This is a genomic window from Mycobacterium sp. IS-3022, from assembly GCF_001500065.1.
In the GTDB taxonomy this organism is placed as follows: Bacteria; Actinomycetota; Actinomycetes; order Mycobacteriales; family Mycobacteriaceae; genus Mycobacterium.
In genome coordinates, this window is the sequence record NZ_LQIN01000048.1 from 64,041 (window position 1) to 81,380 (window position 17,340).

Sequence of the window (17,340 nt, forward strand, 5' to 3'; positions counted from 1 at the left end):
GGCATGGCCGCAGCGGAAACCGTCGACATCCGGCGTGCCGACGACCGCGCGAAGACCAAGATCTCCTGGCTGGACTCCAAACACTCGTTCTCCTTCGGCAGCCACTACGCGCCCGAGAACACCCACCACGGTTTGCTGCTGGTCAACAACGACGACATCGTGGCACCGGGTACCGGGTTCGATACCCATCCGCACCGCGACATGGAGATCGTCACGTGGGTGTTACGCGGATCGCTGGTGCACCAGGACTCCACCGGTCACTCCGGGGTGATCTATCCCGGTCTGGCACAGCGGATGTCGGCCGGCCGCGGCATTCTGCACTCCGAAAAGAACGACTCGTGGACGTTGACCGGCGCCCAGACGCATGGTGAGCCGGTGCATTTCGTCCAGATGTGGGTAGTGCCCGACGAGTCCGGGATCGACCCGGGTTATCAGCAGCTCGAGATCGACGACGAACTGCTGCGCGGCGGGTTGGTGACCATCGCCTCCGGTATGCCCGGGCACCGCGATCAGACCGCGATCGCCATCCGCAACAGGCACGCCGCCCTGCACGGCGCCCGTATGCAACCCGGCGACACCGTCGAGTTGCCGCAGGCGCGGTATCTGCATCTGTTCGTCCCGCGCGGTGAGGTGACCCTCGAGGGCGCCGGCGCACTGCAGGAGGGCGACGCGGTGCGCTTCACCGGGTCGGGCGGGCAGCGCGTCGCGGCCACCACGCCCGCCGAGATCCTGGTCTGGGAGATGCATGCGAGTTTGGCTGCGGCGTAACGCAATTGCATGTCTGGCCGGGTCGGCACTGGTGGCGGCCTGCTCCACCAGCCCCGAGCCGAGACCCGACACGAGCCCGCCATCGACATCGGCGGCGCCGACGGCTGCCTCTGCGGACCTGGCACCGGTCAACGTGGCGGTCGCCTCGCCACTCGCGCAATCGCCGTTCGGCGAGCCTCGGCAAGCGATGGTGCCCCCGGGATGGTCGATGTCGGTATGGGCCCGCGTACCGAAGGCGAGGTTGGCGGCGTGGGCGCCCGACGGCGCGCTGCTGGTGTCCCAGCCGAGCACCGGCCAGGTGCTGCGGCTCGAGCCCACCGACGCCGAACCGCGACAGTCGACGCTGCTCGAGAACCTCGACCAGCCACACGGAATGGCGTTCGCCGGTGACGCACTCTACATCGCGGAAAGCGACCAGATCGACGTGTACGACTACGCCGACGGCGCTGCGACGAACCGACGCACGGTCGTCGAGAACCTGCCCGACGCGAAGAGCCCCGACCTGAAAGGGGCTTACGCGCATGCGCTCAAATCCGTTGCGGTCGGTCCCGACGGCAGCGTCTACTTCTCGATCGGCTCGACCGGCAACATCTCCGCCGAAGACCGCGACGCCGATCCGCCTCGGGCGACGATCATGCGCGTTCCGCCCGGCGGCGGTGCTGCGCAGCCCTTCGCCACGGGCGTGCGCAACGGCACCGGCCTGGCCATCGCCCCGGATGGGTCGGTGTGGACCGCGGTCAACAATCGTGACAATGTGGCGGACCCGCGGACCGGGGAGGTCGTTCCCGACTATGTCGACGACCATCCTCCCGAGTCGGTCGCCCGACTCTGGCAAGGACGCGAATTGGGTTGGCCGTACTGCAATCCCGATGGGGGCCCGGCGAACCTACCGTTCATCCGCGACGTTCAGACCAATGCCGACGGCAGCCGTCTCGACTGCGCGTCGCTGCCGCCGGTCGAGCAGAGCCTCGGTGCACACGCAGCGCCGCTGGGCATGAGCTTCACCGTCGGCGTGTTGCCGGAGCCGTATGCCAGCGGGGCGCTTGTCGGTGTGCACGGATCGTGGAACCGAGAGCCGCCGCTTGCGCCCGAGGTGGCGTTCCTTCCTTGGAAAGGCGGAACTTTGGGCAACCAGCAGACGCTGGTCTCCGGGTTTCAGGCAGCCGACGGTTCCCGGTGGGGACGCCCGGTGGCCGCCGTGACGGGACCTGATGGGGCGGTCTACATCACCGACGACTACGCGGACGCCGTCTACCGGTTGGCGCCGCCGCAACGCTAACGGGCCGTCGGTGCTCCGGTGCCTTTGCGACCGGTGACTGCAACGTAGATCGCGATCAACACGACCGCGACGATGACACCGACGATGAACGGGATGACCGCCCAACCGCCGTTCTCGTTGCTGTAACCGAACAGGCCGGTCAGCCACGACCCGAGGAATGACCCCACGATGCCCAACAGGATCGTCATGAGCACACCGATGTTCTGCTTACCGGGCATCACCAGTCGGGCCAATGCACCGATGATCGCGCCGACGATTATCGCGCTGATAATGGTCCAGATCATTGCCGCTCCTCACCACGTATTCCGCCGTACACGGACCTACCACCTCTCCTTACCCACTTCTCGGCGTCGAAACTCAGGGTTCCGGAAGGACGATGCACAACTGTGATGCAGATGTGACGAAAGTTGACAGCGTTTCTCCTGTGGTTACGGTTGGCTGGAGTTTATGGGCTTCCGGAAAGGGGCGACGGTGCCGACGGCTGCGGCAAACATCCGGCGATTCGTGGCGTCGGCCGCATCGTTGATGCTCTGCGCGGTGCTGTCGGCAACGGCGGGCGTCCCGGTCGCGAAGGCCGCGAGCGCGCGCGAACTACTCGCGAATGCCATTGCCACGACGCGCGGTTCGTATCTCGTCTACAACTTCGGCGGCGGACACCCGGCGCCGATGCTCAACGCGGGCGGCGGCTGGTACGAGATGACCAGCGGCGGGCACTTGATGATCATCAAGGCCGCGTCCACTCGCCTTGCGCCACGGCTTCTCGTCGACTCGCACCGGGGCTTCCAAGCGCGCTGCGAACGCGATCCGCGGGCCCGCACCGGGGAGGGCCTGTGGCAGGCGTCGGAGATCTTCACACCGCTGCAGGCCTGGCATGCCCTCGGCCAACCGACGATCGCGATCAACGCCAACTTCTTCGACGTGCGCGGCCAGAAGGGCGGTTCCTGGAAGTCGACCGGTTGCAGTTCGCCGCTTGGCGCATATGTCGACAACACCCGCGGGCAGGGCCGGGCCAACGCCGCGGTGACCGGCACGATCGCCTACGCGGGCAAGCAGGGGCTGTCCGGCGGCAACGAGCACTGGAAAGCGCTGTCCACGATGATCCTCCCGGTGGGCGGGGCGCCGTATGTGGTGCCGCCCAAGAGTCCCGACGACTACGACGCGGCGTCGCCCGTGATTCAGGCTCTGGTCGACGACGGCGCGCGGTTCGTCGCGGTGGCAGGCATCGGACTGCTCGCGCCCGGCGACACCGGCCAGCTCAACGACGGTGGCCCGAGCGCGGCCCGCACCGCGATCGCGTATGCCAAGGACAAGGACGAGATGTACGTCTTCCAGGGCGGCAGCTACACGCCCGACCAGATCCAGGATCTCTTCCGCGGCTTGGGCAGCGACGCGGCGGTGCTGCTCGACGGCGGCGGATCGTCGTCCATCGTGCTGCGCCGCGACACCGGTGGGATGTGGGCCGGCGCGGGCGTGCCCCGCGGCTCGTGCGACACCCGGCAGGTGCTGTGCGACTCACGCGAACGCGCCTTGCCCAGCTGGCTGGCGTTCAACTAGGAGTCGGCACGGGATCTCCGGCCGCCGAACCAGAACAGCGCCCCGCTGATCGCGACCATCACCGCGGCCAACGCGATGATCGGCGCGACGGTGAAGCGCGTCATCGTCGCACCGACGATCGCGCCGCCGCACATGGTCAGCACCACGCTGTAGCGCAGCTTTTCGCGGTCCCCGGTGCCGCCGGCCAGCCTGCTGTCGAACCCGATCCGCACGATCGTCGTCGTCAGCACCGTGGTGGACAGCTCCTGGATACCGAACTGCTGGGCAGTCGAATTCTGCACGCCGAAGGTGACGGCAAGGCCGGCGATGAGAAGCAGCTTCCTGTCGTCCTGGTAGTCGAGCACGCCGGCGCCGGCGAGCACCGAAAGTGTCGCCAGCATCAGAACTTCGAAGGACAAGGTGATCGCCAGCCATCGCCGGACGTCGGTGCCGAGGTGGCGGGCGAAGCGGCCACTCACCACGGCGCCCGTCACGAAGCTGACGAATGCGACGAGGGCGGCGGTGACGTCGACGCTCGAGTGCGGAACGAACCAGAAGCCCAGAAAGATCACGTTGCCCGTCATGTTCGCGACGAAGACATGTCCGAGCTTCAGCACGCTGACCGCGTCGACCAGTCCGGTCGCAAACGTCAGCAGCAGCAGGCAGGTGATCGTCAACCGCTGTGAGACAGGGGATTCGACGGCCACGACCGGGTTACAGCTGCGGCGTCAGATCCAGCGACGTGATGGTCGACATGCGGGTGATCAACCACTTCGCATCTCGGCGTTCCATCGTCAACCGGTAGGACAGGTAGCGCAGCGACGGGATGTTCTTGGTCATCGGGCTGGTGGCCACCGAATTGGTGTAGACGATCGCGGTGGCTTCCTTCGGGGTCAGGGTTTCCACCGCAGCGCCGAGCACCTGGGTGGTGTTGGTGACCTTCGCCTGCTTGTTCGTCGCGACAATCGCGTCGATGTACTTGCGGTACTCGTAGGCGAAGTCACCGCCGAGGAAAGCCGCCGCCCTGTCCGGCAGCGTTTCCATGTTCTCCGGCGTGTACGTCCACAGCGTGGAGATCGCCCTCGCGGCTGTGCTCGCCACGTCGAGCTTGGTGTTGACCTCGGCCCGTTCGGCCAGGTACGGCTGCAGTGTCGCCCCGGCGAACGCCGCGGCGCCGACGAACAACACCGCCGCCGCCACCGCCGCGGCGATGAGCCGCCTGCCCGCGGGCCGGTGCGGCACGAACCTCACTTCCTGTGGCACCACGTCGGATTCGGCGGTGTCGGATTCTTCGTCCGCCTCCGCTTGCGGTTCGCCGGCGTCGGATTCGGTGTCGGATTCGACGTCGGGTCGGGCGGGCTCAGCTTGCGGTTCGTCGACGTCGGGTTGCTCGGCCGCTTCCGGTTCGGACACCTGGGTTCGGGCTCTGCGGTTCGCCTTGCCCACCGGCCGCGGCGCGGGCTTCGCTTCGTCAGTCGCGTCCTCCGTCGCCTCGGCGACGGACGAATCCGGCTCGGACACCGACTCTTCCGGCCGTCGACGGAGGGAGAACCACCGCCGACGGCGACGCGGCGTGGCGGCGGCCTCCCCAGTGGTCAGATCACCTGGATCAGCTGGCTGATCTTCCACTGCTGTCCTTCCTTGATAGCCGTTGCTATCCAACGGTTTCCGCTTTCGACCGTCGACTTGCCGTCCGCCGCTTTGGTGGAAACCTTGGTCGCGACCAGCACGTCGGCGCTGCCGTTGTCGTTCCACCGCTGCACGCCCGCGGCGAGCACGGTGCCGGTGGTGGGTTCGGCCCGCGCCACCTGGATCAAGATCTCGTTCTGCTTCTCCTTGAACATCTTCGCGAAGTCGCCGGTGCCCTCCGCCAGGATCCGGTCCACATAGGCGTTGGCGTGGAACGGATCCAGCGTCGTGTAATCAGTCATGAACTGGCTGACGTAACCGAGCGCGGCCGCATCCTTCACCGCAGCGCGCCGGTCGGATTCGTGGCTGACCAACATCAGCGCGCCGACCGTGATCGAGGCGGCCATCAACAACGACGCGAGTACGGCGACGACCGGTAGCCCCCAGCGCCGCGGCGGCCTCAGCGCCACTTCGAAGAAGTCCCGCTCGTCGGATTCGACCCTGCGCCGCGGACTCATCGGCCCTGTGCATTCATATGCGGCCTCTTCAACACCGTGAGATTCGCGACCCGCCACTGGCCGTCGCCCGACTTCTCGAAATCCGCTCGCACGGTCGCGGTGATGAACTTCAGGTTCTTCGGATCGTCGCCACGCTGGCCCTGCATCGCCAGCAGCATCTCGGCCTCGTCCGGCGACGCTGAAAGCACCGCGCTGCTCACTGCCCAGTACGAGTTGGAGGTGATGCCCGCGTCCTGCGCGGACCGCTGCTGGGCGACCAACTGATCCCGGTAGCCGTCGGTGGTCAGCGCCTGGGCGCGCGAGAAGTCCTCCTGCATGGTGTCGGCCTTGTAGCTGAGCATCTGCTCGACGATCCGGGGCCCCTGCTCGGTGATCTGGTGCCTGGTCGCCTCGACCGCGCGCTCGTGCCGGTACACCACCCAGTAGTTGATGCCGATCGCGGCTCCGCAGCCGAGCGTCGCGACGATCAGCGCAATTGCGGTCAGCTTGCGCACATTTCGCGCCGGCGGGGCTACTGGCCGCACTTCGGTGCGCAGCAGAAGATCGGCGAAGGTCCGGCCCCGGCGATCCCACAGTGGCCACAACCACCCGATGAACAGCGCGGCAGTGTCGAGCAGATGCGCGACGTCACGAATCAGCAGCCGCCACACTCCGGCCGGTGAGCCGTCCCGCTTTCGCACCGCGATGCCGAACACCGCGCGCCCCAGCGAGAAACCGGCGATGCCAGGCAGCACAAGGCGATTGACCGCGATCAACAACACCACGACGACCACCGCGGCGACGTATCCCCACCACAGCGGACTGCGCAGCGGCGCGGTCAGCGAAACCAATGCCAGCGTCACCAGCACGGCGACCCCGATCAGGACGTCGACGGCGAACGCGCCCGCCCTGGCCGCCCACGACGCCACCGGCTCCACGGCCACCTCGTCGGTGGTCGGTGAGTCCGAGGTCGTGTCGAGTGTCAGGGTCGACGACGTCACGATGTGACCTGATCCAATTCGGCGACCTTGTAAGTCCCTTCGTCCGGCGCCATCCGCACCCGCAGCCGGTAGCCCTGCTCCTGATCGGCGGTGTCGGAGTTGGTGACCTTGACCCGCACCGCGACCAGGATGTCGAACGATCCGTCGTCGTTGTGCTTCTCCACCGCCGCGCGCATATCCGAGACCTGCACCCGCACGTCGGCGGCCTGGTACGCGTCCACAAGGACTCCCGCGTACAGCGAGGACTGCACGGCGAAGTCGCCGGTCGAGCAATCGATGATCTTGGTCTGCGCCGCGGTCATGGCGGCGGTGTCGGGCGCATGTGTCGCCGCGACACAATCCTTGGCCGCCTGCAGTGCGGCCGCTTCGGCGCGCTCACTGGCCGCGACCCGTTGGTCATTCTTGAACAACAGGAACCCCGCGACGCCCCCGGCGACAGCGAGCGCGAGCAGCGCCGCGCAGATGCCGCCGGCCATACCGCGGCCGATCCGCGACGGTCGGCGGGTATCGGTCGAAGTCTGTTCTTCTGTGGTGTCCGGTTCCTCGGCGGGCTCTGGATCTGGGGATACTGCTAACGACTCGTCGGGCGTCTCATCAGCATCGGTGGGGTTCAGCTGGCGGGTGCCAGCATCTCCTTCCATCCGTCGTCTCCTGGGTTACTCGAATTGCTGACGTTGTATTTCACGCCGTCGGGTCCGACCACCTGGCCGCTGGTCGGGCTGTACACCGCCGTGGAGCCGGGTGGCCCTGGTGCCGGAGTGTAGATGCAGGGATTGGGTTGTTGTCCACTGCAGGTCACGCTGCCCTGTCCGGGTGGGCTCAGCGGATCGCTGACCGGCGCCGTTGAGTTCGGCGGCGGCAGGTCGCTGGCGGGTGCCGGGTTCAGCCCGTTGTTGACCGACGGCGCCTGGATGACGCCGCGGCCCGGGTTCACGCCCTGGTCACAGCGCGCGCCAGGGGCAGGGCAGGACAGGATCTGGTTCGGGTCGCCGTACCACGGGTTGGTGCCCAGCGGAACGTACGGTTCGTCGCTGCGGCACTCCATCGGGGTCGCGGCCCGCTTACCCGGGACGTCGACGCACGGATAGTTGCGTGCGCCACGAACGACGTTGCCCTGGTAGTCCTTCGGGATCTTGCAGTAGGTGCCACGCGGCAGCGGCGCCATGCTGGTGTCGGCCGGCGAGCGCCACTCGGATGCGGGCAGGAAGCCGGTCAGGCATGGCGGCGGCTGGTTGATCGACAGCGCCAGCGGCAGCTGACCCAGGTCCTCGAACAACGTGCCCGCCTGTGCGGCCACCGAGCCCTGCGGCAAGACCACCAGCGTCTGCTCGAGACCCTTGTTGTACCGCTTGAGCATGTCGATCACGACGGTGAGGTTGGCCAGCGTCTGCGGCAGCGAATCACGGACACCGCTGAACACCGCCGAGAGCTGGTCGAGCGTGGGTGGCGCCTGCTGCAGGCCGCTTCGCAGCGCCGCGTCCTGCTCGGCCGCCTGCGCGGCGATCACATTGAGGTTGCGGGACCACTGCTCGATGTTGTCGCCGGACTGCACCTGGCTGTCCAGGATCGGGCCTGCGTTGACGATGATGTCGTTGACCTGCGGCAGGTTGTCCCGGAACCCCTGCGCGATGTTGGTCGTGGAATCCACCAGCCGCTGCAGCGAAGGGCCGAGCCCGCCGACCGCCTGTGACGTCTCGGTCAGTAACGCGTCGATCTTCTCCTTGGGCAGCACGGCCAGACCCTTGTTCGCGGCGTCCAGCGCCGGGCCGACCTCGCTGGGCACGGTGCTGTCGGTGATCGTCGAGCCCGGCGACAGGTACTGGCCGGGGTCGCCCGTCGACACCAGATCCAGGTACTGCTCACCAATCGCCGACACCGAGTGCACGTTCGCCGTCGCGTCGGCGGGGATCTTGTAGCGGTCATCGATGCTCATCACCGCCAGCGCGCCGCGCTCGGTCGGCTCTACCGAGGTCACCTTGCCGATCTGCGTGCCGCGGTAGGTGACGTTGGCCGTCGCGTACAGGCCGCCCGAACGTGGGAGCTCGGCCTTCAACTCGTACTGCCCGATTCCGACGAGGCTCGGGATGCGCAGGTAGTACCACCCCAGCACCACCACCGCGATGATCGTCAGGATGGTGAAGAGCACCAGCTGGATCCTGATGAACCTGGTCAGCACAGCTCACTCACCCCTTTCCACCAGCGGGCCGTTCGGTGCGTTGTGCGCGTTCGGCGTGAACCGCACGTCCGGGATCATCGTGGCCGGGTCGCGGCCCCACGCCTGCTCCAGCGCGCGCAGCATGCCCGAGATGCCGGTACCCGACAGGAGGCCGTTGTCGACCGCGGACAGCGTCAGGTCCACCATCAGCGACACGTTGAGGTAGTCACCGCGCACCACCTTCGGCACGTTCTCGATCGAGAACGGCGCGGTGAGCATGATCTTGAGCGCGCCGATCAGGTACGGCGCCGCCCGTCCCAGTTGCTTGAGGGGCCGCTGCAGGTTCTGCAGGTTGGTGTGCAGGTTGTCGCTGGCGGGTGCCAACGCGTTGTCGGCGGCCCGGCTGATCCGCCCGACGGCCTCGACCGCGTCGGCGAACAGATCACGCGTCTCGGCGAAATGCTTGATCAGCGGCGGGAACTCGGTCAGCACCCGGTCCAGGGTGTTGTTGCGCTCAGCGACAATCGTCAGCAACCGGTCGGTGGAATCGATTGCGCGGGTGATGTCCTGGCGCTGCTGGTTCAGCTCGGCGGTGAAGGTGTCCAGCTTGTTGAAGAACTCGCGGATCTCATCGGCCCGGCCGTTGAGCACGTTGAAGATCTCGGTCTGGATCACCTCGAGGTTCTGCACCCCACCGCCCTGCAGGATGGTGGCGATGCTGGCCAGCACCCGCTCGGTGCTCGGGTAGGCCGACGAGTTCGCGAGCGGGATCGTGTCACCGCTTTGCAGCGGCTCCGACGACGGGTTCGGTGGCGGCTCCAACTCGACATGCTGCGAACCCAACAGGCTGGTCTGGCCGATGCGGGCCAGGGCGTTCTTGGGCAATTCGATGTCGGGCTGCACGTCCAGCGTCAGCGTCGCCACCCAGTTCTTCAGTTCGATGGCGCGCACCCGGCCGACGTAGACGTCGGCGACGCGGACGCGACTGTTGACGTTGAGCGCCAATGTATCCGGCATCTGCACGTAGATCGTCATCGCGTCCGGCCCGGTGCCCGGCCCTCCCGGCAGCGGTACGTTCGCGATGCCCTTCCAGTTACCGCAGGAACTCACCACGAGGACCAGCGCGCTCAACACGACTACGCGCTGAGCGATCCTGCGCCACTTGCGCACGCTCATCATCGGCTGTCTGTTCTTCGCGCGAGCGCTCATCACCGGCCTGCCTCTGCTGGTAGCGGCGGTCCTGCCGGCGCCGCCGGCGCGGCGGGCGCGGGCCCCACACCGGGAGCCGGTAGCGGTCCGGCCATAGCCGCTCCGCCCGGATCACCCGGGATCACGCCCGGTGCCGGCGGTGGCGGCGGCCCCGGCTGCGGGTACCACGGCGGCGGTAGGGGGTTGTTCTGGTCGAACGCGTTCGGCGGGCCGGGCAGATTGCCGTTGCGCGTCGTGCCGAAGGCCGGCGGCGCGGCGCCGACGACACAGTTGGGTCCGCCCAGCAGTTCCGCCAAGCACTCCGGCGTCATCATGTTCGCCGTGAACGGCTGCACGTCGACGCCCTGCATACCCGGCGCGGCGACCCAGCCCGGTTCGTGGTTCCCGTGCGAGAACAAGGTGTCGCGCGACCAGATGCCGGGGACCGTCGTGTCCTTGTACCCCGGCGGCGGCTGCAGCCGCGGCTCGGAATACGCGATGTGCTTGGGCAACGTCAGCGCCGAGGCGAACTGGTTGACGCCGAACGGCGGGAAGTTGAACTTGATCGCGTCCAGGATCGGTGCGAGGTACTGCGCACACATCTCCGCAGATTCCTGGTAGCCGAGCCTGCTGCCCGCCTGGATCGAGCTGCAGATGAACTGAAGCGGGTTGGCGAAGTTGTTGATCACCGGGATACCCATCACACCACCGGTGGTGGGCGAGATGATGTTCATCAGGTTCGCGGCCAGCGTGGGGAACACGTGCAGGGCGGTCTCCAGACCGTTGCGCGGCTCCGGCTGCAGGATCGCGGTGGTCGCCTCGGCCAGGTTGTTGACGTCGGTGGTGAGCACCTCGGCGTTCTCGTCGAGGAATCCGCGGGTCGTCGTCAACAGCTGATTGAGGTCCTGCAGCGCGTTTGCGACCTCACGGTCGGTGTTGGTGAACGCATTGGTGAACTCGGCGAGGTCGTTGTTCAGCGCGACGAACTGCTGATCACTCTGGTGCAGCGCGTTGACGAACAGCGCCAGGCTTTTCACCACGCTGAAGAAGTCGTCGCGACCCTCGTTGAGCGCGAACAGCGCCTCGGACAGGTTGTTCAACGTCTCGTTGAGCTGCTTGCCCTTGCCCGCGAAGCCGTCGGCGGCGGATTCGATGATGTCGCCGAACGGGCCCTTGGGCTGTTCCGGCGTGGGCCCGAGATCGGTCAGGATGCGGTTGATCGAGTCGCGCAACTCGTCGTACTCGACCGGCACCTGCGTACGGTCCAGCGGGATGACCGCGCCGTCCTCCATCACCGGCCCGCCGGTGTACGGGGGCGACAGCTGGATGGTGCGAGACGCCACCAGGCTGGGGTTCAGGATCGACGCGGTGGCGTTGGCGGGCACCTTGTACTTGTTCTCGTAGTGGAGGGTGACCTTCATCTTGTCGCCGGCCGGTTCGATCTTGTCGATCGCCCCGACCTTCACGCCCATGATCTGCACCTTGTCGCCGGGATACAGCGCCAGCGTGTCGGTGAAATAGGCGACGACGGTGTTGGTGGTCAGCTTCTTGTACAGGTTGTAGCCGACGAAGGCCGCCACCAGCGCCAGCACCACGACGAGCGCACCGATGATGACGGTCACCCGGGAAACCTTGGGCAACTTGAGATTTCGGATGTTGAAGATCGTCGTCATCGATCAGCCCCCCTGTCCCTGAGAGAGCGGCGGCAGGAACGGCGGGTTCCCCGGCAGCGGTGGCGTGTTGGCGGGCGGCAGCTGCTGACCGGGTCCGGGAACCGCCGGCGCGGGCAACGCCGGTGGCAGTGGTGCGATGCCGGGCGTGAAATCCGGGGGCAGCGGCGGTTGCGGCCCGACCGGCACGGTGCGTGCTCCGGGCGGGGCCGGCGGCAGCGGCATGTGCGCGCCCGGCACCGGCGGCGAGATCTGACCCGGGATCGCCGCGGCCGGCACGCCCGGCGACGGTTGTGGGCCGTGCACGTTCGGATCGGAGGTCGCCACATTGGGTGGCCCGTACGCGGGACCGCCGAACGGCCCGACGGACAGATCCGCGCACGGCAACGGGTCGGCGGGTGTCGGCAGACCGTCGGCCGGCGGCGTGTACGAGCACGGCGACCCCTTCAGCACACCGGGTCCCGGGTTCTCGGGGGTGCCTTCGAGCACGGCGGGTCCCGGCGGCGGGGCGCCGTTCTCGAAGCCCTGCGCGTTCGGGTCCGGGAACCGCCAGGCGGGCAGGCCCGCGTCGCGCCAGAACTTCTGCGGGTCGATACCGCGCTTCTTGAAGGCGGCGTCCACGAACGGCTGCAAGATCTGGCCCGGCAGCAGGTTGACCAGCATGACCTTGAAGTAGGGGCCCGAGGCGACCGCCTCACCGAGCGACGCCACAAAGCTTGCGACCGTCGTCAGGGTGTCCATCAGGTCGTACTTGCGGTCGACCAGCACGCCGCTGACCTCGCGCAGTTGTTCGAGCACCCTGTTGAGGTTCGGGTTGTCGTCGATCAAGCCCTTGACCTGTTCGGAGAAGGAGCCGACGCGTTCGAGCAGCATGCTCACGGCGTACTGGCGCTCAGTGATCGCGCCGAGCAACGTCTGGGCGTTCACCAGCAAGTTGTTGATCTGCTGGCTGCGGTTGCCGAGGATGCCCGCGATCTTGTTGGCGTTGGCCAGCAACTTCTTGATGTCCTCGTCGCGCTTGCCGATGGTGTCGGAGAACCGGGCCACCCCGTCGAGCGCGGCGCTCAGGTGCGGATAGGTCTGGTCGATGGTCTCCGAGAGCACGTTCAGCGAACGCTTCACGGTCTGGGTGTCCCAGTCCGAAGCGGCCTTCGTCACGTCGAAGAACGCGTCGTAGATCTGGTACGGCGTGGTCGTCTGGCCAAGTGGCAGAACACCGTTCGCGCGCAACGGTTCCGAACCGCGTGGCTCGATCTCCATGGTGCGGCGGCCGAGAATGGTGTCGGTGCGGATGGCCGCGCGACTGTCGGTGCCGATCTGCGTGCCGCCGAGCCCGTAGCCGATCTTGACCTTGTCGCCCTCGATCTCCATGCTGCGCACCTGGCCGACGTCCACGCCGGCGATGCGGACCTTGTCGCCCGTGCCGATGCCTCCGGTGTCGGAGAAGTACGCGTAGTAGGTGGGCGATGCGAACAGCATCGGGACGCTGGCGAAGCTCTGTCCCACGCCGATGACGATGACCAGGATGACGATGCCCATCAACCCGTTTCGAACCCGGTTCGACCCCTCGAGCGTCCTCATTGCGGCGTGCACCTACCCGACGGCTGGCTGAAGAGTTTGACGGTCCGTACCGGCCCGCCCGGCTGAAGGCCGTTGAGGCGCAGCGAGATATCGCAGGCGTAGAAGTTGAAGAAGTCGCCGTAGATGCCGCCGGCCCGACCGATGATCTTGAACGCGGTCGGCAGCCTCGTCAGGATGTCGTTGAGCTGGTCCTTCTGATCGATCAGCGGTTGCTGGATGACCTCGAGATGTCCGACGGTGCTCTGCAGCAGCGGCCGGTTGTCGGCGAGCAGGTCGGCGACCGTGCCTGCCGCGTCGCTGATGTCGGCGACGGAGCTGGCGATCGGATCCGCGCGGTTCTTCAAACCGGTGATGAGCTTCTCGAAATCCTGCACCGTCTGGTCGAACTCGGCCTGGTGCTTGACCGTGGTATCCAGCACGGTGTTGAGGTTGCGGATCACCTCGCCGATCGCCCGATCGCGGTCGGCCAGCGCCGAGGTGAGTGAGGCCGTCTGATCGAGGATGTCGTTGATCGTGCCGCCCTGGCCCTGGAAGACCGTGATGATCGACTGGGCGATGGTGTTGACCTTCTCCGGGTCGAGCGCCCGGAAGACCGGTCGGAAGCCGCCGATCAGCGCGTCGAGGTCCAGCGCGGGCTGGGTCTGCTCGAGCGGGATCGTGGCGCCGCCCGGCAGCCGCTTGTCGCTGTCTCCGCGCTTGAGTTCCAGGTAGCGGTCGCCGATCAGGTTCAGGTAACGCACCGAGGCGGTGGTGCCCTCGAACAACGGCAGCGAACGGTCAACGTTGAACTTGACCTTCGCGTGCGATCCACCGTTGATCAACTCGACGTTGTCGACCTTGCCGACCTCGACGCCCGAGGCGCGGACGAACTGGCCGGCGCGCAATCCGCTGGCGTTGGAGAAGATCGCCGAGTAGCTGGTGGTGCTGTCGAACCGCATTTGACCGAACACCACCACGATGATCGCGGTGAACAGCAGCAGCACCACTGAGAAGGCGCCGAGCTTGATGGCGGTACCGGTGATTTTCATGGGTTGATCGTGTTCTCCCCGACCTGGCGGCCCCAGACATACTCGATCAGGATCGGCTGGCCCAACTCGAAGTGGTTGTACGGCGCGATCGAGGCGCCCGTGTCCATCACGAGGTACGGCGCGGGCCACAGGTCGCGGGTGACCGGCTGCCAACAACCGGGACGTCCTTCAGGGCCGCCGCGCGCGTTCACCCGTGGCAGGTTGTCCGGATAGACGTAGGGGTTCGCCGCGCCCATCAGCTCCGACAGCGTGCGCAGGGAGTAGCCGTTGCCGCCGAGCGACGCCGCCACCTTGGGCTGTACGTCGTGGAAGTTGCGGATCGTGCAGAACAGCGCCGGGCTGTATTCGTCGAGAAGCTCCGAGGTGATGATGAGGTCCTCGGCGCCGCGCACCAGATACGGTCCGCTGCGCTCGAAGACCTCGCCGCCGATGTTGCCGAACCCGACGGCCGCCATCAGCGCCTGGTCGATGTTGCCCTGCTGCTCATTGAGCGTGCGGGCGGTGGTGACCGCGTTCTCCAGCCCCGCGAACAGATCGGGCGCAGCGTTCGCGTACACCTCGCCGAGGTCGGCCAGCAACCGGTTGTCCCGGCGGAGTTCGGGCATCCGGGCATTGACGTCGGTGAGGATCTCGTTGCCGTTGATGATCGACTGTCCGAACCGGTCGCCCAGCCCGTCGAGCGCCTCGGCGGTCGCGGCCAATGTCTGGTTCAACTTGATCGGGTCGACCTGCTCGGAAAGCGACACGATGGTCTCGAACAACGTGTTGAACTCCGTCGTCACGTTCGTCACGTCGATCACATCGGCCGGTGTGATCCGTTGCGGTGTCGGGTTTTCCGGCGACGAGAAGTTGACGTATTTGTTGCCGAACACGGTGGTCGCGTCGATGCTGGCATCAACGTTCTTCGGAATCAGCTTGAGGTACTTGGGATCGACGTTGAGCGTGATCTTCGCTCTCGGCTCGTCGCCGACGGTGACTGCTTCGACGTTGGCCACCCGGCCGATCTCGACGCCGTTGTAGGTCACCTTGGCGCCGGGATCCATGGACAGGCCGGACCGCGCCGCCATCAAGGTCAGCTGCTCCCGGTTGAGGAAGTCGCCGCGAAACTGCATGTACACCAGCACCAGAGCGACAATCGTCAACAGGGTCAACACCAGCCCCGCGAGCTTGTACGGCGGGGTGCGGGGATTGTTCAGCGGTGCGGTCATGGCGCTACACCGTCAGGTTGAAGTTCGGGTCGACGCCGTAGAGCGCCAACGCAACCAGCAGAACCACCACGGCCACCGCCACCAGTGACGCCCGCATGGCTCGGCCGACGGCCTCACCGACGCCCACCGGACCGCCACTGGCGAAATAGCCGTAGTAGCAGTGGTTCACCATCACGATGACCGAGATGATGAGTACATCCATGAATGACCAGAAAACGTCCTCGGGACGCAGGAACGTGCGGAAGTAGTGCTCGTATGTGCCGGTCGACTGGCCGTAGAAAAGTGTGGTGGTCACCTGACCGGAGAGGAACGACAGGATCATCGCGATCGCATACAGCGGGATGATCACTACGAACCCGGCCATGATTCGGGTCGACACCAGGTATGAGATCGACTTGATGCCCATCACTTCGAGCGCGTCGATCTCCTCGCTGATCCGCATGGCGCCGAGTTCGGCGGTGGCGCCGGCGCCGACGGTCGCGGCCAACGCGACCCCAGCCACCAAGGGCGCGGCGGATCTGACGTTGATCATCGCGGCGAAGAACCCGGTGAATGCCTCCACACCGATGTTGCCCAGGGAGGCGAACCCCTGGATCGCGACGAGCGATGAACCGGACAGGCTGACGAACCCGACAATCGCCGAGGTGCCGCCGACGACCGCCATTGCGCCTGTGCCCAGGCCGATTTCGGCGATCAGTCGCAGCGTTTCCTTGCGGTAGTAGCGCAGTGCGTGCGGGATCGAGCCGATCGTGGTGACGACGAACCACGCGACGTGTCCGACGCTGTCGAGGAACCGCGTGGGCGCGCCGGCCACGCTCTTCGTGCGCTCGTATGCCCGCGGGAACCGAGAGCGCAGGACCGTTGTCGTCGACACGTCAGCTCCCCGTACCGAATCGGACACCGATCGTGGTCAGCACCACGTTGACGGCGAAGAGGGCGATGACGCACAGCACCAGCGTCTCGTTGACCGCGGTACCGACGCCCTTGGCGCCGCCCGACACCGTAAGTCCGCGATAACAGCCGACCAGTCCGGCGATCAGGCCGAACGTACCGGCCTTGACGATCGAGATGACCACTTCCGGTAGACCGGTGATCAGCGTGAGCGTGGATACATATGCCCCCGCGGAAACGTTTTGGAGGTACACCCCGAAGACGAATCCACCGACCAGGCCGATGGTGATCACCGCGCCATTGAGCAACAAGGCGACGAAGGTGGAGGCGACGACGCGCGGCACCACCAATCGGTGGATCGGGTCGATGCCGAGCACCTCGAGCGCGTCGATCTCCTCGCGGATGGTACGCGCGCCGAGGTCGGCGCAAATGGCTGTGGAGCCCGCCCCGGCGACGACGAGCACGGTCACCAGCGGACCGAGCTGGGTGACCGCACCGATCGCGGCCCCGGCGCCGGAGACGTCGGCAGCGCCGAACTCCGCGAGCAAGATGTTCAGCAGGAAGATCAAGAGCACCGTCAACGGCGCTGACACCGCGAGGGTCGGCAGGAACGACACCCGGAACAAGAACCAGCTCTGCAGGATGAACTCGCGCCATTGAAACGGCTTGAACAGGGCTTTGCCGGTGAGCACGCACATGCGCACGAAACCGCCCACGGCCTCCAGCGCGGGTCTGGTCTGATCGCGGACATAACCGACCACGCCGGTCGACGCCGTCACCAGTGTGCTCCCGCGGCGCAACGGCGACTGTCGCGGTGCACCGGCAGCCCCTGTCGCACGTCCCCTCCTTGCCCCGACCTCACGGATGTAATCCCGGTCTCCCTACCCGTCGGTAGTAAGACGGACCACAGGA

General features: G+C 66.7%; 17 protein-coding genes. 3 read left to right on the forward strand and 14 right to left on the reverse strand.

The genetic code is table 11. From position 1 onward, the window contains the following. Window positions 1-3: 3 nt before the first annotated feature. Window positions 4-768, forward strand: coding sequence for a pirin family protein (locus AU188_RS20615; RefSeq protein ID WP_059165344.1), 765 nt, complete (start codon window positions 4-6; stop codon window positions 766-768). Further along, window positions 746-2,047: a PQQ-dependent sugar dehydrogenase gene (locus AU188_RS20620; protein WP_059165345.1), complete on the forward strand. Its 1,302-nt coding sequence runs from the start codon at window positions 746-748 to the stop codon at window positions 2,045-2,047. Before AU188_RS20615 ends, AU188_RS20620 begins: the two co-directional genes overlap by 23 nt. On the opposite strand, the gene AU188_RS20625 is transcribed toward AU188_RS20620, so the two are convergent. Next, complete coding sequence (locus AU188_RS20625; RefSeq protein WP_059100634.1) at window positions 2,044-2,331, reverse strand: GlsB/YeaQ/YmgE family stress response membrane protein; 288 nt, start codon at window positions 2,329-2,331, stop codon at window positions 2,044-2,046. The two genes, AU188_RS20620 and AU188_RS20625, sit on opposite strands and share 4 nt — an antisense overlap. A 163-nt stretch (window positions 2,332-2,494) precedes the next feature. Here AU188_RS20625 and AU188_RS20630 point away from each other — a divergent pair, with 163 nt between their 5' ends. Next, window positions 2,495-3,601, forward strand: coding sequence for a phosphodiester glycosidase family protein (locus AU188_RS20630; RefSeq protein ID WP_059165346.1), 1,107 nt, complete (start codon window positions 2,495-2,497; stop codon window positions 3,599-3,601). Here AU188_RS20630 and AU188_RS20635 read toward each other — a convergent pair. Genes AU188_RS20635 through AU188_RS20695 form a run of 13 tightly spaced genes read right to left on the reverse strand, consistent with a single transcriptional unit; the run spans window position 3,598 to window position 17,207 of the window. Beyond that, on the reverse strand, window positions 3,598-4,287 hold the full coding sequence (locus tag AU188_RS20635; protein WP_059165347.1) for a YoaK family protein: 690 nt from the start codon (window positions 4,285-4,287) through the stop codon (window positions 3,598-3,600). The two genes, AU188_RS20630 and AU188_RS20635, sit on opposite strands and share 4 nt — an antisense overlap. 7 nt (window positions 4,288-4,294) lie before the next feature. Continuing rightward, on the reverse strand, window positions 4,295-5,209 hold the full coding sequence (locus AU188_RS20640) for a prolipoprotein diacylglyceryl transferase (RefSeq protein WP_059165348.1): 915 nt from the start codon (window positions 5,207-5,209) through the stop codon (window positions 4,295-4,297). After that, window positions 5,176-5,727 carry an Rv1363c family protein gene (locus tag AU188_RS20645; RefSeq protein ID WP_059165349.1) on the reverse strand — a complete coding sequence of 184 codons (552 nt, stop codon included), beginning with the start codon at window positions 5,725-5,727 and terminating at the stop codon, window positions 5,176-5,178. Before AU188_RS20645 ends, AU188_RS20640 begins: the two co-directional genes overlap by 34 nt. After that, window positions 5,724-6,707 (reverse strand): RDD family protein, encoded by a 984-nt coding sequence (locus tag AU188_RS20650; RefSeq protein ID WP_059165350.1) that lies wholly within the window; start codon window positions 6,705-6,707, stop codon window positions 5,724-5,726. Before AU188_RS20650 ends, AU188_RS20645 begins: the two co-directional genes overlap by 4 nt. Then, window positions 6,704-7,348, reverse strand: a complete 645-nt coding sequence (locus tag AU188_RS20655) for an Rv1363c family protein (protein ID WP_059165351.1) — start codon at window positions 7,346-7,348, stop codon at window positions 6,704-6,706. Before AU188_RS20655 ends, AU188_RS20650 begins: the two co-directional genes overlap by 4 nt. Continuing rightward, on the reverse strand, window positions 7,318-8,883 hold the full coding sequence (locus tag AU188_RS20660; RefSeq protein WP_059165352.1) for an MCE family protein: 1,566 nt from the start codon (window positions 8,881-8,883) through the stop codon (window positions 7,318-7,320). Before AU188_RS20660 ends, AU188_RS20655 begins: the two co-directional genes overlap by 31 nt. Window positions 8,884-8,886: 3 nt before the next feature. Beyond that, on the reverse strand, window positions 8,887-10,041 hold the full coding sequence (locus AU188_RS20665) for an MCE family protein (protein WP_059165511.1): 1,155 nt from the start codon (window positions 10,039-10,041) through the stop codon (window positions 8,887-8,889). A 29-nt stretch (window positions 10,042-10,070) separates the two neighbouring features. Then, complete coding sequence (locus AU188_RS20670; protein ID WP_059165353.1) at window positions 10,071-11,723, reverse strand: virulence factor Mce family protein; 1,653 nt, start codon at window positions 11,721-11,723, stop codon at window positions 10,071-10,073. Between the two features lie 3 nt (window positions 11,724-11,726). Then, window positions 11,727-13,301 (reverse strand): MCE family protein, encoded by a 1,575-nt coding sequence (locus AU188_RS20675; RefSeq protein ID WP_059165354.1) that lies wholly within the window; start codon window positions 13,299-13,301, stop codon window positions 11,727-11,729. Next, complete coding sequence (locus AU188_RS20680; RefSeq protein ID WP_059165355.1) at window positions 13,298-14,329, reverse strand: virulence factor Mce family protein; 1,032 nt, start codon at window positions 14,327-14,329, stop codon at window positions 13,298-13,300. The genes AU188_RS20675 and AU188_RS20680 overlap by 4 nt, the downstream gene beginning before the upstream one ends. Next, entirely contained in the window at window positions 14,326-15,537 is a 1,212-nt protein-coding gene (locus AU188_RS20685) for an MCE family protein (protein WP_059165356.1), read from the reverse strand. The genes AU188_RS20680 and AU188_RS20685 overlap by 4 nt, the downstream gene beginning before the upstream one ends. Window positions 15,538-15,541: 4 nt before the next feature. Further along, window positions 15,542-16,411 (reverse strand): MlaE family ABC transporter permease, encoded by an 870-nt coding sequence (locus AU188_RS20690; protein WP_059100622.1) that lies wholly within the window; start codon window positions 16,409-16,411, stop codon window positions 15,542-15,544. 1 nt (window position 16,412) lies between these two features. Continuing rightward, window positions 16,413-17,207, reverse strand: coding sequence for an MlaE family ABC transporter permease (locus AU188_RS20695; RefSeq protein WP_059100621.1), 795 nt, complete (start codon window positions 17,205-17,207; stop codon window positions 16,413-16,415). Window positions 17,208-17,340 lie beyond the last annotated feature (133 nt).